The sequence below is a fragment of the Arthrobacter sulfonylureivorans genome (assembly GCF_047607445.1).
Taxonomy (GTDB): domain Bacteria; phylum Actinomycetota; class Actinomycetes; order Actinomycetales; family Micrococcaceae; genus Crystallibacter; species Crystallibacter sulfonylureivorans_A.
In genome coordinates this window covers 1-16,836 of sequence record NZ_JBLKRT010000049.1, presented here as the reverse complement: position 1 = coordinate 16,836, position 16,836 = coordinate 1, and the positions used below count along the sequence as shown (strand labels likewise).

Annotated in this window: 21 protein-coding genes; all 21 read left to right on the top strand. The window is 66.8% G+C overall.

Translation table 11 applies throughout. The annotated features are described in order from the left end of the window. Positions 1 to 772 (top strand): phage protease (locus ACMX2H_RS17545; RefSeq protein ID WP_414962373.1); only part of this gene is annotated, 772 nt, incomplete at its 5' end. Next, entirely contained in the window at positions 772 to 1,146 is a 375-nt protein-coding gene (locus ACMX2H_RS17540; RefSeq protein ID WP_414962371.1) for a hypothetical protein, read from the top strand. The genes ACMX2H_RS17545 and ACMX2H_RS17540, both read left to right, overlap by 1 nt. A 14-nt stretch (positions 1,147 to 1,160) precedes the next feature. Next, positions 1,161 to 2,033 (top strand): major capsid protein, encoded by an 873-nt coding sequence (locus ACMX2H_RS17535; RefSeq protein ID WP_414962369.1) that lies wholly within the window; start codon positions 1,161 to 1,163, stop codon positions 2,031 to 2,033. Continuing rightward, the gene (locus tag ACMX2H_RS17530; RefSeq protein ID WP_414962367.1) at positions 2,033 to 2,536 is read left to right on the top strand and encodes a hypothetical protein; all 504 of its coding nucleotides are present in this window, start codon (positions 2,033 to 2,035) and stop codon (positions 2,534 to 2,536) included. The genes ACMX2H_RS17535 and ACMX2H_RS17530 overlap by 1 nt, the downstream gene beginning before the upstream one ends. A gap of 4 nt (positions 2,537 to 2,540) precedes the next feature. Continuing rightward, positions 2,541 to 3,026, top strand: coding sequence for a hypothetical protein (locus ACMX2H_RS17525; RefSeq protein ID WP_414962365.1), 486 nt, complete (start codon positions 2,541 to 2,543; stop codon positions 3,024 to 3,026). Between the two features lie 4 nt (positions 3,027 to 3,030). Then, the gene (locus tag ACMX2H_RS17520) at positions 3,031 to 3,507 is read left to right on the top strand and encodes a phage virion morphogenesis family protein (RefSeq protein WP_414962363.1); all 477 of its coding nucleotides are present in this window, start codon (positions 3,031 to 3,033) and stop codon (positions 3,505 to 3,507) included. Then, the gene (locus ACMX2H_RS17515) at positions 3,508 to 4,113 is read left to right on the top strand and encodes a hypothetical protein (protein ID WP_414962361.1); all 606 of its coding nucleotides are present in this window, start codon (positions 3,508 to 3,510) and stop codon (positions 4,111 to 4,113) included. Between the two features lie 270 nt (positions 4,114 to 4,383). Next, complete coding sequence (locus tag ACMX2H_RS17510) at positions 4,384 to 5,832, top strand: hypothetical protein (RefSeq protein ID WP_414962360.1); 1,449 nt, start codon at positions 4,384 to 4,386, stop codon at positions 5,830 to 5,832. Positions 5,833 to 5,851: 19 nt separating this feature from the next. Next, positions 5,852 to 6,259, top strand: coding sequence for a hypothetical protein (locus ACMX2H_RS17505; protein ID WP_414962358.1), 408 nt, complete (start codon positions 5,852 to 5,854; stop codon positions 6,257 to 6,259). A 183-nt stretch (positions 6,260 to 6,442) separates the two neighbouring features. Further along, positions 6,443 to 7,003 carry a hypothetical protein gene (locus ACMX2H_RS17500; RefSeq protein ID WP_414962356.1) on the top strand — a complete coding sequence of 187 codons (561 nt, stop codon included), beginning with the start codon at positions 6,443 to 6,445 and terminating at the stop codon, positions 7,001 to 7,003. Between the two features lie 195 nt (positions 7,004 to 7,198). Next, a complete protein-coding gene (locus tag ACMX2H_RS17495) occupies positions 7,199 to 9,667 on the top strand; it encodes a tape measure protein (RefSeq protein WP_414962353.1) in 2,469 nt (822 codons plus the stop codon). Then, entirely contained in the window at positions 9,667 to 10,332 is a 666-nt protein-coding gene (locus tag ACMX2H_RS17490; RefSeq protein ID WP_414962351.1) for a LysM peptidoglycan-binding domain-containing protein, read from the top strand. Before ACMX2H_RS17495 ends, ACMX2H_RS17490 begins: the two co-directional genes overlap by 1 nt. A gap of 4 nt (positions 10,333 to 10,336) precedes the next feature. After that, positions 10,337 to 11,740: a CHAP domain-containing protein gene (locus ACMX2H_RS17485; protein ID WP_414962349.1), complete on the top strand. Its 1,404-nt coding sequence runs from the start codon at positions 10,337 to 10,339 to the stop codon at positions 11,738 to 11,740. Next, positions 11,724 to 12,125 carry a hypothetical protein gene (locus ACMX2H_RS17480; protein ID WP_414962347.1) on the top strand — a complete coding sequence of 134 codons (402 nt, stop codon included), beginning with the start codon at positions 11,724 to 11,726 and terminating at the stop codon, positions 12,123 to 12,125. Before ACMX2H_RS17485 ends, ACMX2H_RS17480 begins: the two co-directional genes overlap by 17 nt. Further along, positions 12,125 to 13,267, top strand: a complete 1,143-nt coding sequence (locus ACMX2H_RS17475) for a hypothetical protein (protein WP_414962345.1) — start codon at positions 12,125 to 12,127, stop codon at positions 13,265 to 13,267. The genes ACMX2H_RS17480 and ACMX2H_RS17475 overlap by 1 nt, the downstream gene beginning before the upstream one ends. A gap of 18 nt (positions 13,268 to 13,285) precedes the next feature. Next, entirely contained in the window at positions 13,286 to 13,546 is a 261-nt protein-coding gene (locus tag ACMX2H_RS17470) for a hypothetical protein (RefSeq protein WP_414962343.1), read from the top strand. A 55-nt stretch (positions 13,547 to 13,601) separates the two neighbouring features. Then, positions 13,602 to 14,888: a tail fiber domain-containing protein gene (locus tag ACMX2H_RS17465; RefSeq protein WP_414962341.1), complete on the top strand. Its 1,287-nt coding sequence runs from the start codon at positions 13,602 to 13,604 to the stop codon at positions 14,886 to 14,888. After that, a complete protein-coding gene (locus tag ACMX2H_RS17460) occupies positions 14,888 to 15,382 on the top strand; it encodes a hypothetical protein (protein WP_414962339.1) in 495 nt (164 codons plus the stop codon). Before ACMX2H_RS17465 ends, ACMX2H_RS17460 begins: the two co-directional genes overlap by 1 nt. 26 nt (positions 15,383 to 15,408) lie before the next feature. Next, complete coding sequence (locus ACMX2H_RS17455) at positions 15,409 to 16,125, top strand: CHAP domain-containing protein (protein ID WP_414962337.1); 717 nt, start codon at positions 15,409 to 15,411, stop codon at positions 16,123 to 16,125. 10 nt (positions 16,126 to 16,135) lie between these two features. Then, complete coding sequence (locus ACMX2H_RS17450) at positions 16,136 to 16,564, top strand: hypothetical protein (RefSeq protein WP_414962335.1); 429 nt, start codon at positions 16,136 to 16,138, stop codon at positions 16,562 to 16,564. 50 nt (positions 16,565 to 16,614) lie between these two features. Continuing rightward, a partial coding sequence (locus ACMX2H_RS17445) for a GPW/gp25 family protein (RefSeq protein WP_414962333.1) occupies positions 16,615 to 16,836 on the top strand: 222 nt, incomplete at its 3' end.

The following is a 16,836-nucleotide window of genomic DNA, read 5'->3' as shown; positions in this document are numbered from 1 at the left end:
AATCACCCTCACCGGCGACGTCGTGCCCGTGATCGAAAAGGTCATCTTCCAGCCGGTCGCGCCTCCGGCATCCGACACGGCATCCGTCCCACACGCCGGATTCACCGCAAACGAATCTGACACCACAGCCACCCCCGTCCGGGCGGTGGACCAAGCAACCGAAGGAGAAGCCACCATGGCATTCACCGAAAAGCACCTGCAGGTGCTGCGGTCGAAGTTCGGTCTGTCGGCTACCGCCACCGAGGACGAAGTGCTTGCTGCACTGGAAGCCGAGGAAGTGGAAGCTGAGGCAGCCGAGCCCGCCGCCCCTGCCGCCGAGCAGACCCCCGCCGCCCCCGCAGCCCCGGCCGCTGAGGACGCCGAGGACGCCGAGGAGGACGCCGAGCAGGCACCGGAAACGGATGCTGTCGAGCCGACCCCGGCCGTGAAGCTCTCCGCCGCCAACTTCGCCGCCATGCAGGAGCAGAACCGCACCATGGCTGCGCAGCTGCAGGCGATTACCGACGAGCGCGACAAGGAACGCCGGGACGGCATTGTCGCCTCCGCCTTCCGCGCCGGGAAGCTCCACAAGACCGAGCGCGAAGCGTGGCGCAAGGCGCTGGACGAGAACGAGGCCGTCACCGTCTCGCTGCTCGACGCCCGCGCTGCCATGTTCTCCACCCGCGAGCGTGGCTCCGACGTAGCCCCGTTCTCGATGGACGCCGGTGAAGCACTCACCGAGGCCCAGATCGCGGCCGAAAACGCCCTGTTCAAGATCGGAGGCACCAAGTAATGCCCAAGAACGTAGTCATCCCGCTGTTCAAGCACGGCCAGGACCTCACCGGCCAGCCCACTGCTGCTGTCGTCGGCGGCACCTTCGCCAAGTACGTCCCCGGTGGCCGTGCAGCTCAGCCGAAGATCGCAACCGCCGGCGCGGGCGAGTACCCGGCCGGTGTGGTCGGCCACGACCAGGAAGCTGACGGCTTCGTGCACATCCTCGTGGGCGGCGTCGTGCCCGTCACCGCTGGCGAGGACCTGATCGTCAACGACCGCGTGCAGGTGGGCGCTGACGGTAAGGCCGTCAAGCTCACTGACGGCATCCCGGTTGGCATCGCCACCGCCAACGCTGCCACCGGCGGCGCGGCATTCATCCGCCTGAGCATCTAAGGAGCCACCTGAGCATGTACCCCAACCAGAACATTCAGGTCAACGTTCGGGACTTCGTTGACAACCCCTCCCGGGTTGAGCGTGTCCTGACCGATCTGACCAAGGACCGCACCATCGCGGATTACGCTTTCTCCGCCGGTGACGCCCACAACGGCGCCGTGATCTACGACGAAGTGCTGGGCCACCCGGAGGATCAGGAACGCGACGTCGAGGTCATCGCGCCGGGCGCCGAGTTCCCGCTGGTCGGCATCACCACCGAGGACCAGAAGACCGCGAAGGTCGATAAGTACGGTGGAGCCGCCGAACTGACCTTCGAAGCGATCCGCCGCAACGACCAGGACACCCTGGCCAAGCGGATGACGATTATCTCCAACCTGATCGTCAAGCGCGTCAACAAGGTCACCGTCAACGCTCTGGTGACGAACCCGAACGTGAACACGCTGGACATTGACACCGACTGGGGCCAGTCCAGCACTGACCCGATCGCTGACCTGTTCGCAGCCAAGGGCCTGATCGACGACAACGAGCTGGGCTACACCGGCAACCTGTACCTGATCAACCCGCTGGACGCGCAGCAGTACCTGCTGGGCCGCAAGGACATTCGCGAGCAGGTCCAGAAGGAAGGCGAGCACCCCGTGCTCTCTGGCGATCTGGGCAACCTCGCCGGTGGCGAGTGGATCAAGACCTCCACCATCGCCCGCGGCGAAATCTGGCTGCTGGAGCGCGGCGTCTCCGGCTCGGTCCGTGACGAGGAAGGCGGCATCAAGTCGCACTCCTACGACGAGGACCGCCGCCACGTCAAGGTGATTCAGGGCTGGCGCTCCATCGTGCCGATCATCACCGATCCGAAGTCCGTCACCAAGATCACCGGCTTCCGGGCTGCCTGATGACGACTGCGGCTAAGCCGCGCAGGGCTGCCGCTCCCAAGACCACTGCCAAGGCAGAGGTCGCGGGGGCGGCAGTTATTGCGGCAGAAGATGGCAAGACCGTAGAAGGCCAGCAGGAGCTGCTGCCGACCCAGGAGCCGGGCGCTGAGGCGACTGCAGAGGCCGAGGCGGCGGCTGCTGCTGAAGCCCCCGCTGCGGCGGCTGAGGAGGCCCCTGCGGCTGCTCCCGATATGAAGTCGCAGCTGGCCGCGTTCGTGACCGGCAAGCTGCCCGAGGCAGCAGAGTCCCCCGCCGTGGTCGAGGCTGCCCCGGTGGAGGTTACGTCCGAGGCCGTATGGGCGCCGGAGCTGGAGGGTGAAACCGCGACCGCCGTCGTCGTGGTGGACCTCTACAAGTCCGTGCAGAACGGGTACTCGTACTTCGGCTACAAGGGCACCAAGATCACCGGCCCCGCCGCCATGATCGCCCGAGGCATCGCCCGCGGCTCTCTCCGGGAGCTGTAGGACGATGACCAGCGAGTCTGCCTGGGGCGTGACGGTCGAGGGAGTGCTCGGCCTCGTGCCCCAGGCGGCTGTCTTTGAGGATGACAGCCTGCCAGAGAAGAAGGACCCGGTTTACGGGGGCACCACCTCCCGCCGCATCACCAAGAGCCAAGTGCAGCAGTGGATCACCGACGTGGCGGCAGCCGTGGACCTGCGCCTGCGCCGCCGCTCGGAGCTCCCGGAGGAGCTGCAGGGCAAGCTGGACGCCTTCGCGGCCACGGTGGTGCGCACCGGCGCTGGAGCCTACCTCTCGGATGCGGCGTTCCCCGCCAAGTCCAGCGTCAACGACACCGGCTCTTACGGCTCCGTGCTCTGGACCCGCTACCAAGCGGAGCTGACAGCGGCGGAGACGGCGCTGGCCGAGTGGCTGGCCCCCGGCGGCGGGGCTGCAGCGGGCAAGCCGGTGGGCACGTTCCCGCCGTCTGCCTTCCGCGACGACGTGAGGTGGTGACGTAGTGGGCGCCAAGATGCGGCTGTCCGGTGACGGCTTTCGGCCGCTGATTATGGACCTGGAGCGCTACAGCTCCCGGGCCGGTGACGCCGAGCCCATGTTTCAGGGCATGGCTGACCAAGTGGCGGCCGAGAACCTGCAGCAGTTCACCGCGCTTGGCGCCTACTACGGAGCCCGATGGAAGCCCCTCTCTCCCCGCTATGCGGCGTGGAAGAAGAAGCGCTACCCCAGCAAGCCCCTCATGGTCCTCTCCGGGCTGCTGCGCGAGTCGCTGACCGAGCGGCCGATGGGCATTGACGAAGTGTGGGACCGCGGCATGGTGGTCGGCACCGCCGTCCCGTATGCCCGCTACCACCAGAAGGGCAACCCCGAGACGAACCTGCCTCAGCGGAAGCTGGTGGGCCGTCCGACCAAGGCTGGCATGAAGCGTTACGGCTCATTCCTCCACCAATGGATTTTCAACGGAAAGGTGGCCGCATAAATGCTGGGCCATGAAGGTGTTGTCCGTTCGTTTGTCACCTCAGCGCAGCATCGCCTGCCCGCGGTAATCGAGCGGCTGAGGACTTACCTGAACACGATTGAGGGGACCGAGCCAGCCGACGAGCTGACGCTGCCCGTCCCCGAGGCGGAGAACATTCACCCCACCTACGTGAACCTCGTTTCGGTGGGCGACTTCCCCGCCATCATGGTCACGGTTGAGGACACTGAGATTCGCAACGCCACCCGCATGATCAGCGCGGACGGCTTCTGGAACGAGTACGAGTTCCGCTATCCCCTCCGCGTCCTGCTCTACACGATGGGCGGCGACGGGCAGCACGGGCTGGTGGAGCTGCAGCGCCAGCGGCTCATGCTCGCGCTGCGCACCCTCGCCCTCCAATACCCCGTCCTGTTTGACGACGGCGAGGAGTCCGCGCAGATCGTGCCCGAAACCATCCGGGAGAACTTCACCGGCGGCGAGTACGACGGCGACAACAACCTCCTGCTGGAGTCGTACATCAGGTTCGAGGTGCTGACCCGGGAGCGGCTGCAGATCGCCCCGGAGCCCGCCGAGCAAATCAGCATCACTCACTCCGAGCATCTGCTGTGACACGGGGCCCGTCCCACCCGTGACCGGCTGGGGCCGCGACGATGCGGGCATGAGCGACATTCGCGTCCACAACCCGCAGCCTGTGGAGGTTGTGTTCACCGCCGCTGGGCAAATCCTTGACGGTCACACTTCCGCCACAGCTGACCCCGACGACCCGGTGACTTCCCGCCTGCTGGCTGCAGGGAGGCTGGTCGCCCCTACCACCCCCGAACCGCGGCGCCCCCGCCGCCAGAGGACCCCGGCTGCGGCCGGTAACGAAGGAGAGAGCTAATGGCGAATATCGGCGTCGAGGTAGTCACCTCGCTGCGATCCGGCCCGACCAATCAGGGCACCCCGTCCGGCGCCCTGCACATCGCAGGTCTGACTGAGAAGGGCCCGGCCTCCGGCGCGACTCTGGTCCGTTCGATGGCCGAGTTTGAGCAGGTGTTTGGCGGTCGCACCGCCTACGCCTCCAACGTCTACGACACGGCGCGGCTGTTTTTTGAGGAGGGCGGCTCCCAGCTCCACGTCTCCCGCGTCGTCGGCCCCGCCGCCACCGCGGGCTCGCTGGCGCTGCTCGATAGCGCTGCCAGCCCGGCTGAGACGATCCTGGTCGAAGCCATCGCCCCGGGCGCCTACTCCACGTCGCTGACCGTCGAGGTTGTGGCTGCCGAGGACGCCTTCACGGTGGTGGTCCGCTCCGGCGGCTCCATCGTGCACCAGTGGCGCGATCTGCAGTCCCCGGCCGAACTGGTCGAAGCTGCAGCCGGGTCCAAGTTCATCAAGGTCACCGACTCCGGCTCCGAGACTGCCGCCCCGGCCAACAACCCGGCCAGCCGTGCGGAGACGCCGCTGGGCGCTGGCTCCGACGACCGCGTGGCAGTGACCACCGAGCATGTGCTGGCAGCGCTGGACGCCGCCGGAACCGTCGCCGCTGCCGGTGGCGCTGTAGCCCTCCCGGGCTACTCTGCCGACCTCGTGGGAACCGGGCTGCTCGCGCACGCCAAGTCCCGCGGCAAGCTGGCCGTGCTGGCGATGCACAAGGACGCAACGCTGGCTGAGGCAGCAGAGCAGGCAGAGCGGCTGATGCTCACCGGGAACGGCGATGCGGGCGGCATCTTCTACCCGCACCTCGTGATCCCGGACGGCTCCGGCACCCGCACCGTCAGCCCCGAGGGCTATGTGGCTGCAGTCCGCGCCCGCACTCACACCTCCACCGGCCCGTGGCAGCCGCCCGCAGGCGACCGCGCGCTCACCCAGTGGGCCACCGGCACCAACGTTCCGGTGGACACGGCGCTGAACAACCAGCTGAACGCTGCGCACGTCAACGGCATCGTCACCACCGGCGCCCGCGTCCGGCTCTACAACTGGTCCTCCCTCTCGGTGGACCGGGACAACCTGGCCATGCTGACCGCCCGCGACACTCTGAACAACTTGACTCTGCAGGTCAAGGAGGCGCTGGAGGAGTTCACCTGGTCCACCGCCGACCCCCGCGGCCAGCTGCGCTCCAAAATCGAGTCCGCTGTTGTCGGCATCGTGGACCCGATTGCCAAGGCCGGGGGCCTGTACCCCCGCGTCGTCAACGGCGAGGAAGCAGACCCGGGCTACCTCGTGTCGGTGGACGACACCTCCGCGATTGGCGCCAACGAGCTGCAGGTCACGGTCGCTGTCCGGCTGGCCCCCACGGTCCAGCTCATCAAGGCCGAAATCATCAAGGTTGCCCTCGCGGCCGCCGTCTAAGGAATAGGAGAGCAAGAGCATGGGCAAGACTGCCAAGCGGAATTTCTTGGTCACCGTCTCCGGTATTTCCGGCGGCTGGCGGACCATGACGGGCGGCGGCGCAACCGCCTCCCCGACCAAGGACCCGGTGCCGGGCACCGACAAGTTCGACATCATTAGCGCTCCCCCGGAGTACGACGATATCGAGGTTGTCCGCACCTACGACCCGGCTGTGGATGACAAGTGGCTGGCCACGCTGCGCAAGCAGGTGGGCCGCGCCCGCGTCACCGTCTCCAAGCAGACGCTCGATCTGAACTTCGCGAAGATCGGCAAGCCGCTGACCTACCCGAACGCGCTGCTGATCGGTGTGAAGGAAACCGAACCGGACGCCGGTTCCTCGGACCCGGGCGAGATCGCACTGACCTTCTCGCACTCGGGCCCGGCCTGATAGACCTCCGGGGCTGCCGATTCCATAGGCGGCAGCCCCGGAACCCCTCGTGGGACGGGTGGCCTCTCGTTCGGCCTGCATGACGTTGCCAACACGCCACCCGTCCCACACCCATGCCCGGCGGGCGGCGACTCTACGGGTAGGCCCGCAGAGCGCGGGTTGCCAAAACCTATGGAGGACCCCTTGGCAGACAAGGTTTACGGAATCACTGACCCGGCGCTGGTTGAGTCGCTGCAGGACGATCAGGGCGCAGTCGAGTACGACGCCCCCGCCGCCGACGAATACGACTACGACGACGAGGCTCCCGTCTCGGCTCTGTTCGATGAGCTGAAGGACGAGTTCAAGGAGTCCATCGAGGAGTACGTCACCTTCGACATTCCCGGCCGCGACGGCTGGGAGGCCCGCTTCTCGACCGTGATCGGAAAGAAGGAGCTGGAGCGCTACGAGCGTGGCGCCAAGCGCGGCAAGAGCCAGGACGTGGACGAAATGGTCATGGTGTCCACGCTGCTCGGTGAGAAGAACGTGGCGATCCTGAAGCGCGGCGTGGTCGTGCCGAACCCGAACGGCGGCGACCTGCTGTTCAAGGACAACGAGTTCCTGGCCATGGCGGGCAAGAACGCCACCGTGGCCTCTGCGCTGAAGGTCTTTTGCGGGGACGCCGGGCTGCTCTCGCTCGGCCGCGCACTGCTGAAGGCGGGCGGCTGGGGCACTGACCTGGAGCCGCTGGACCCTACGGAGAGCTAGCGGAGTGGCTGCAGGAGTCCCCGCGGTTTGAGGAACGAGTCGCCGTCGCCCACACCCTCCAACTGGACCCGGTGGCGGTGGTTCGTGACCCGGACGAGGACAACTGGGCCATCCGACTAGCAGCACACAACATCATCGTGGCCGCGCAGAACAAGCAGGCCGACAAGAAGTGAAACCGACCAGGAGGTGACGGGCATGGCGACTGAGGAACGGGTCGTCCTTATAGCGGAGCTAAAGGATGAAATGTCCGCCCTCCTGGACGGGCTCTCCAACAAGCTGGACGAGACGGCGAAGAAAACCGAGGAGTCCAGCAAGAAGCAGGAGAAGGCGACCGAGAAGGCCACCAAGTCGCTGCGCCAGCAGGTGCGGGACGCGGTGAAGTCGGCCACCGACTTCAAGGGGCACTGGCAGCGCTCCACCTCCGCCGTGACCTCCTCGTTCCGCAAAATGTGGTCGGGCATCAAGAGCATCCCGGGGAACATCATCTCCGGGGTCAAGAAGCTGCCCGGCCAGCTGCGCTCCCTCACCGGCCAGATCGGCGGGGCGCTGGGGAAGATGGCGCAGGCGGCGGGGCGCGGGGGCAAGAAGATCGGCTCCGCGATTGCCTCCGAAGCGAAGAAGGCTGCCTCCGCCGGGCTCAAAACACTCGCGCTGGCGGGGGCTGCACTGGGCGGCATGGCCATCGGCGGCGGAATTTCTCGAGCGCTGAATATTGAGGACGCCCAAGCCAAGCTGGCCGGGCTGGGCCACTCGGCGCAGTCCATCGACCAGATTATGTCCGACTCCATGGCCTCCGTGAAGGGGACCGCGTTCGGGCTTGGGGACGCCGCCACCGCTGCAGCCGGTGCGGTGGCTGCGGGCGTGAAGCCGGGCAAGGAGCTGGAGCGCACGCTGTCGCTAATCGGTGACGGCGCGACCATTGCCGGTGTCTCGTTTGGCGATATGGGCTCGATCTTCAACAAGATCGCAGCCGGTGGCGTCATCCAAGGCGAGGAGCTGGCGCAGCTTGGTGACAAGGGCATCCCGATCCTGCAGTTCCTGGCCGCCGAAATGGGTGTGTCTGCGCAGGAGGTCAAGAAGCTGGCCTCTGAGGGCAAGGTGGACTTCGCCACCTTCCAGAACGCCATGGAGAAGGGGCTGGGCGGGGCTGCGCAGTCCTCCGGCAAGACGTTCCGCGGGGCCATGGCCAACACGCGGGCGGCGCTGGGCCGCATCGGTGAAACGATGCTCAAGCCCTTCCTCACGATTGGCAAGGCGATCTTCAACGCGGTCACCCCCGTGTTTGACTCCATCAACACCCGGATGAAACCGGTGATGGAGAAGGTGCAGGCGTGGGCCGACACGCTCGGGCCGAAGCTGGAGGCGATGGGGGCGAAGGCTGCCAAGTTCATCGAGTCCTTCTCAGCCGGTGGGCTGCTGGAAACGCTGGGCCAGTTCGCCCCTGTAATCGGCGCAATCGCCGGTGGCCTGCTGGCTATGGGGTCGGGCGGTCTTGCGGGCATGCTGGGGCCGCTGGGCGCCTTCCTGCCCACCATTTCCCCGGTGCTCGGCGTCATCCTTGGCCTGATCGCGGCGTCCCCGGAGCTGCGGGCGGCGCTGGGTGGACTGTTTCAGCAGCTCCTGCCCGTCATCATGCAGGTGGCGGACACGTTCGGCGCTATGTTCCGCCAGCTGATGCCCGCCTTCACCGGCCTCGCGTCCGTGCTGGCTCCGATCATCCCGATGATTGGCAACTTCATCGCCCAGCTGGTGTCCGCGCTGCTGCCGATCCTGCCCCCGATTGCCGGGCTGCTGGCCAAGGTGGTTGGCATTGTGGCCGGGCTGATCCCGGTGCTGATGCCCGTCATTCAGCTGATCCTCGATATGGCGATCAGCGTGATCGAGGCGCTGCTGCCCGCACTGGACCCGCTGTTCACTGCGCTCTCCGCCATTCTGGAGCCGGTCGGGAAGCTGATCGGGTCGCTGATGAGCCTGATTATGACGGTGCTAGAACCGCTCATGCCGCTGGTCATCACCATCGCGGAAGTGATCGGCACCGTGCTCGGCGCAGCCATCGAGGCGCTGATGCCGATTATCACCTTCCTCGTGGAAGCGCTCACCAACCTGGTCACCTTCCTGGAGGGCCCGCTGGGCGCCGCCGTGGAGTGGATCAGCGGACTGCTCGGCGGGCTGGCCGACATTGTGGGCGTCATTGCGGACGGCATCGGCGGGTTCATCGGGGACGTGGCCAAGAACGTTGGCAACTTCTTCTCCGGCGGAGGGGACGGCGGCAGCGCCTCCGGCGGCGGCGTGATGAAGTTCGCTGGCGGCGGTGTGGCCCCGGGCTACGCGCCCGGCCACGACACCATCGCCGCGCTGCTCTCCCCCGGCGAGTCCGTGCTGGTTCCCGAGCTGACCCGCGCGATTGGCCCGGCGAACATCATCGCCGCCAACCGCGAGGCATCCAACGGCCGCCCCGCAGCAGCCGGGCCCGCTGCAGCCCGCGTGGCAGCCGCCACCGTGCAGCCCCGCGGCGGCAACACCGTGGACGCCCGTGTGATCGCGGAGGGCGCAGTGCAGATCAACGTCCAGACCACCGGCGAGGGCATCAGCCCGGACGACTTGGACGATCTGGAGCAGCGCATGGCAGACATTCTGCGGGCGTGGGAGAAGGGAGATTACTGATGGCCGTGAAGGTACTCACCAAGCGGGCCTCGGGCTCCCGGGTGATGAAGATCGTGACGGAGGCGGGGAAATCCATTTCGCTGCACTCCACCCCCGGCACGTTCAGCGTCAACGCTCCGGCGCGGCTGGGCGAGGTGGAGCGCGAGGGCAAGAAGCCGCTGACACGGGTGGTTGGCCCGGGGCTGCGGCGCTACTCCTTCACCCACATCGTCGCGTCTCTGGACTGGACGGTGGACGTCGAGGCCGCCATCAAGTCGTTCTTTGGGCTGTCCACCAAGGGCACCAAGATCAGGTTCTCCGGCGGCTCCGCGGCGCTGGAGGCGGGGGTCTGGTTCTACATCGAGAACCTTGAAATCAACGTCGTCCGCCGCGCCAAGAACCTCCGCCCGTCGCACGCCGAGCTGTCGTGGACGCTGGTGGAGGCGTCCGACGTGAAGATCAGCACCTCCAAGCCGAAGGCGAAGAAGAAGGCTGCCACCGGCTCCCGCGCCACCACCACCACGCGGCAGCACAAGGTGCGCTCCGGCGAGACGTTGTGGCTGATTGCTCAGCGCTACCTTGGCGCCGGTTCCCGCTGGCCGGAAATCTACGCGCTGAACAAGTCCCTGATGAAGAACCCGAACACGCTCAAAGCGGGCTGGACCCTGAAGATTCCGAGGAAGTAGCACCATGGCACGACGCGCACCTGTCATGGACAAGAACAAGCTGGCGAGCATCAAGGTCACCGGCAAGGGGCTGAGCCGCAACCTCGTGGACGCCTGCACCGGCGCCACCCTCGCAGTGTCCAACTCCTCGATCACGTCCATGGGGCTGACATTCCTGGACGGGGCGGACCTGAACATCTTTCGCTCCGGGCTGCTCTCCAAGGGCGCCTCGATCAGTTACGGCCAGTGGGGGCTGACCGTGCAGGACGTGAAAGTGAAGTCCTCCGCGCTCGGGCCGTCGCTGGAGGTGTCCGCTCCGTCCAAGTTCGTCACCAAGCTGAAGGCGCAGACCGGCGAACGGTCGTGGGGCGAGACGAACCTGAGCACGTGGGCCACCGATGCGTTCAAGTCGGTGGGTGCTCTCGCCGTCGTGCAGCCGTCGCTGGGTTCGCTGCTGATCGCGCGGCAGAAGCCGGAGGACGGGAAAGCGGAGTCCACATGGGACGTGCTCACCGCGCTGGCCCGGGAGAAAGGGCTGTGGCTCTTTGAGTACGGGACCGCGTTCGTGCTGGCCAAGCCGTCGTGGCTGGCCCGCACCAACTGGGCGCGGCAGTCGTGGAGCGTCTGGTGGAACAGCTGGTCCTCCTACCATGAGGCGCTGGCGGGGATGCCCGAGTACAGCGACGAGGCCGACTCCGATCCGTCCGAGTCGCTGACGCTGAAGCTGGTGGCGACGGACTGGGATATCCGCACCGGCGACGAGGTGAAGCTGGGCGGCACCGGCGTTGGCGATATGGGCGGCAAGTGGATCGTCACGGGAGTGAAGTTCCCGATGACTGCTGCGGGCGTGCTCACCGTGGGCTGCCAGCGCCCGGTGGACCCGGCCGAGCAGCCCCGCGAGGACGGCTCCGGCTCCGGTTCCTCCAGCTCCGGCGGGCCGGGCGGCACCGGCTCCGGCAAGCCCGGCGACTGGACGGGCACCGTGGCCGAAGCTGCCACCCTGTCGGCCGCCACCGACCGGTTCGTGAACCGCTACAACGGTGTCGCACTCGACTTCGACGGGGCGGCCGGAGCGCAGTGCTTCGACCTCGCCCAATACTTCAACAAGGAAGTCGTGGGCGGCCCGTTCCTTGCTGGCGACGGAGCCAAGGACCTGTGGAACGCTCCGGGGCTGGGCGGCTTCTACGCCATGGTGGGCTCCGGCCCGGCCCGCAAGGGCGACCTGGTGATCTGGGACGGCTCCTGGGGCGGAGGCTGGGGCCACGTCGCCCTCGCGCTCTCCGACGAGGGCGGCAGCATCCGCTGCCTGACGCAGAACCCGGGCGCCTCGCACATCGCCACGCTGGGCAAGAACGGCCTGCTGGGCTACCTCCGCCCGATCAAGTGGTTTGGCAGCACGAAGGGAGCCACCGATGGCCGTGTGGTCTGAGAACGTCCTGTCCCGGCTGCTGGGCTTGGTGGTGCTGCACTACACCCTCGGGGCGGAACTGGACGGCGACCGGAGCGTCTGGGACGGCCCGCAGCTGGAGCTGGCGGAGGCGCTGGCCAACGCTGCCGCACCGCAAGGGCTCAGCTTCCCCGACACCGACCGGGCGCTGGGGGCGCTGCTGGCGCGGGACGCCACCGCAGCCAGCATCGACGTCCGCGGGGCTGTCGGGCAGCTCCCTGACGGGCGCCTCGCCGTCGCCGCCGGGTGGGGCCGCACGGTCGAGTCCGCCGGTGAGGGGCTGGCGCTGATCGAGACGCCCAACCCCGCCCGCTACACCCGGTTCTGGCTGCTGCCCGGAGCCACCTACCTTGGAAGGAAGAACTAATGCGCCGCGGTCCTGTCCGCCCGTCTGCGGGCCCGTCCTCGCTCACCTCCAACCTTTACCGCGGAGTCGTGGTGGAAGTGACGGAGAGCGGCCCCTGGGTCACTGTTCCGCGCCTCTACGGAGAGCAGGCTATCGGCCCGATCCCGTCCTCCGCCGGAATGGAGCTGCACCCCGGCGACCGGGTGATCCTCGGGGCCATCGAGAACCGACTGGACGATCTGATCATCCTGTCGAACACCGGCGCGGTCGGCGCCTCGGTTGAATACGTAGATACGCAGATAGCTAACCAGTCCGAATATGTAGATGAGCGGATAGCCAACCACGCGCACTCGGCCGCGGCCGTCACCTCCGGCACGCTGAGCCGTGACCGGCTGCCCGACGCTATTGGAGCCCCCGGGCGCACCCTAAACCTGTCTGGTGATCAGATTCAAGTAGATGGCCCGCTGCGGCTGCGCAGCAGCGCCGACGCCAGCGAAACGTCCACCGGGCACCCGCTGCAAATCGGCAACGACGGCGAACACAATGTGCGCTACGACAACAACGAAATCGTGGCCGTGGACCCCGCCGGGAAGCTGTACCAACTGTGGGTGCCCGGCGGCATCACAGCCGGGCAGCCAGACAACCCGGCCGCGCTCACCCGCCGGGACTACGTGGACGGCAAGACCGCGCCGTTGGACTCCGCCACCAACATGCCCACCGGCAACACTCTGGCCAAGCGGCATAGCAACGGGTCGATCCGCGTATTCACCGGGACTGCAGCAGACGACGCGGCGAACAAGGGCTACGTGGACGCGCACAACGTGCTGTGGGAGGGCGCGTGGTACATGCACGACGGGCAGACCGTCCCGCTGTCGCAGAATGTCAACGCGCAAAAGACGGGAATCATCCTCGTTTGGTCGCACTACAGCGGTGGCGCGGCGCAGGGCTACAACTGGTCGTATGACTTCATCCCGAAGTGGCATGTGGCCAACGCCAACGGGCAAGGAATCCTGATTTCGATGGGGTCCAGCTCCAGCAACAACACCGTGGCTCCAATGATTTTCAAGTACATCTACGTCGCTAATTCGACCATAAGCGGCAACGCGGTAAACGACGACGGGCTCGCCGCCCAGCGCGTGCTCCGCGCAGTTATTGGTGTCTAAAGAAAGGAACAACCAGCAGTGTCGTACAAGACCGTTTCAACCATCCAGGGCGACCACGCCCTCTACCGGCGCATCACCGCCTGCGCGGCCACCGAAAACGTGCCGGAGCCCGAGCAGTGGGTATCCAGCAGCATGTGGAAGTTTGCCGCCCAGCCGGGCTGGGCTGCAGCGTGGGAGAGCGCCGTCGCAGCGAACGTGGAGGACATTGGCAACAACGAGGGCGTGATCACCGACTACGCGATCCTGTCCGCGCTGCAGGCCGTGAAGGCTGCCGCCTAGCCCTGACACGGGGCCCGTCCCACCCCGCGGGGGCTGGGGCGGGCACCCTGCGGGTATGGCTGTTACCCAAACCCCCCGGATGGGGCTGAAGAAGTACGGGGCGGGGAGTGATCCGCACCCGAACCGCACCGAGTTCAACCTCATGGTGGACATTCTGGAGAACAACACGGCGATGTTCGCGTTCGGCTCCACCATCAACCGGCCCACAGCCGGGAAGCAGGGGCGACTCTACTTCGACACCTCCGTGTCGCGCCTGTACTGGGATTCGGGCACGAGCTGGGAGGAAGTCACCACCAACGGCGGCGGCGGGGCGGGCAAGACAATCCTGACCTCCGGGGACGCCTCTGAGGGCACGTCCAGCCGCTCTGCACGTGCTGACCACACCCACGTCCTGCCGCTGGCCACCGCGGCTGCTGCGGGCGCCATGAGCGCCGCAGACAAGGCTCTGCTGGACGGCGCCGTTGCCACCGCGACCGCGAACACGCTGGCGAAGCGCAGCGCCTCCGGCACGCTGCAGGTTGTCACCGGCACCAGCGGGAACGACGCCGCGAACAAGACCTACGTGGACCAGCAGGTCGGCGGGCGCGCCCCGTCCAGCCACTCGCACTCGTGGGCCTCGATCACCGGCAAGCCGACCACCTTCGCCCCGTCCAGCCACTCGCACGACTGGAACAGCATCACCGGCAAGCCCTCCAGCTTCAACCCCTCCAGCCACAACCACACGGGGCTGGAAAACGGCTCGCATTACCTGCGGATCGACTCTGCGGGCCGCGTCTACGGCTCCGCGGTTTACGACCGGACGTACAACGACCTGCCCAACATGTTCATCACGTCCGCGGGCACACTGGGCCGGGCCACCAAAATCCCGTCCGAGCGCGGCCACACCCACTCGTGGTCCTCCATCACCGGCAAGCCCGCAGTGGACGAAGCCGACCAGGTGACCTCCAGCGCTTACGGCCGCAGCATCAACTCCGGCACCTACTACGCGATGTGGATGAACAGCAGCCGCTATATCGGCCGCAACACCTCCTCCATCCGCTTCAAGGAGAACGTTCGCGACTACCCGGCGGACCCGGACGCGGTGCTGGCGCTGCGTGCGGTCATCTACGACCGCAAACCGGACGAGGAAGGCAACCCGGGCAACACCAACGAGTTCGGTTTGATCGCGGAGGAAGTGCACGAGCACGTCCCCGAAATTGTGACCTACTTCGACGGCGAAATTGACTCGGTTCGCTACGACCTTCTGGCCGTGGCGCTGCTGCCCGTCCTCCAGCGCCAAGCAGAGCAGATCGCGCTCCTGCAGCAGCAGGTGAAAGCACTCCCGGCGACGGAGGGCAACTAGTGGAGCCGTTCGCAGTCCTCACGCTGATCGCCTCCGGTGTCTTTGGCACCGGCGGCGCAGCCGCCTTCTACAAGGCTCGCAAGGACTCGCAGGCGGTGGTTGCCAAGGCCAACGCAGACGTGGAGGCTGCCGTGACGACGGCAACCGTGGAGGCTCAGAAGGCTGCCACCGCGGACTGGGATGCCCTGAATAAGCACTGGGCAGCGGAGCTGGAGCGCCGCGACAAGCAGATGACCGAGGAGCGGCAGTCCTGGCAGAAGCAGATCAGTGACGCGCAGGTGGCCAACGCCAAGAACTTCCAGGCACTCGACTCCGAGGTGGTGCGGCTGCGGCACCGGCAGGAGGAGGACGCGCTGCACATTGACGATCTGGAGGAGCACATCTGGCTGCAGAAGCCCCCTCCTCCCCCGCGCCGAAAGCGGCTGCCGTTCCCCGGGGCTGCTGCCTCCGCCCTCCCACAAACGGAGCCTCCGGCGACCGAACCTGGGGCCTGAAACCCCCAACGAAAGGAGGGCCCAAAGTGGCCCACGCAAAGATTGAGGCGTTCATGCGCACGGCTGTCGGCCGCGGTATGAACCCGGACCGCGCCTACGACTACCAGTGCAAGGACCTTGCCGACCAGTACGGCATGGAAATTTTCGGCACCAAGCTGTTCGTGGCCATTGGCGCCGGTGATGCCAAGTTCGTGCTGGCCCGCGCCAACACCAAGTATTGGACCGTCATCAAGGACGACTTTGGCAACGCGAACCAGATTCCGCAGCGCGGTGACCTGATCGTGTGGGGCGGCAACGCCAACAACCCCTCCGGCCACGTCGCCCTCGTAGAGAAGGCTGACCAGTACGGCGTAGACGTGTTCCAGCAGGACGGGTTCAACCGCTTCACGCCCACCCACCGCGCCCGGTTGGGCTATGACAACAAGTACACCGGCCGCGTCATCGGCTGGCTGCGCCCGAAGCTTACCGTCACCGCGAAGGTGGCCGCGGTCGTCAAGCCGAAGAAAACCTACGTCCAGCTGCCCAAGACGGCAACCCGCTGGGGCATCTACCGCAAGGGCGTAGCCCCGGTGACCCGCAACATCTTCGCCTACCTGCGCCCCAAGAAGTTCGGCGGCATCGAGTACCAGGTCCAGAAGTGGATGGACAAGAACAAGACCGTCGCGCTCATCAAGACCCGCGATTACGGGCTGGTGCAAATCTACGTGGGCAAGGAAACCAAAGCCCGCATTGTGAAGAAGTAGGAGGCCAGCCATGGCAGAAGGAAACATCGTCGTCACCGGCGGGACCAGCAACGTGCTCACGCAGGCGGCGCCGCTGCCGGTGCAAGAGCAGGTGCTGCCCACCCAGTCCAGCAACCCGTGGCGGGCCACGCTGCGCACCGTCATCCAGTGGATCGTTGGCCTCGCGGCCATGGCTCCGGTGATCTACTCCGCGATCATGCAGGCGGACCCCGCGCAGGCCACCGGCGCTGCAGCCATCGCGCTCGGCATCACCGCCGCCATCACTCGTGTCATGGCGCTGCCGCAGGTGAACGCGGTGCTGGAGCTGATCGGGCTGGGAGCGCAGCCGTCCAACCCGCTGCGCTTTGACCCCGCGGAAGCTGACGCCGGAATTGAATGGGAGTCCGACGTGCCCGGGCTGGACGAGAACGCGCCTTCATCTGTAGCGGACGAGAGCTAACACCTAGCTCCGTCCCACCTATCAGCCATGCCCCCGAGCACACTGGGGGCATGGCTGATGGTGTTATTGCGATCCCGTTTCGCCTCACCCCGCAAGGTGAGGTGGCGACGGCCCCTCACGGCTCCCCGCAGGAGGTGGACGAGGCGATTGTGGCGCTGGCGCTGACCCGCGTGGGTGAGCGCCCCATGCAACCGTCCTACGGCACCCCCGACCCAGTGTTCACCGGCCTGTCGGCGGGCGACCTGCAGGTGGGGCTGGACGAGTTTGGGCCC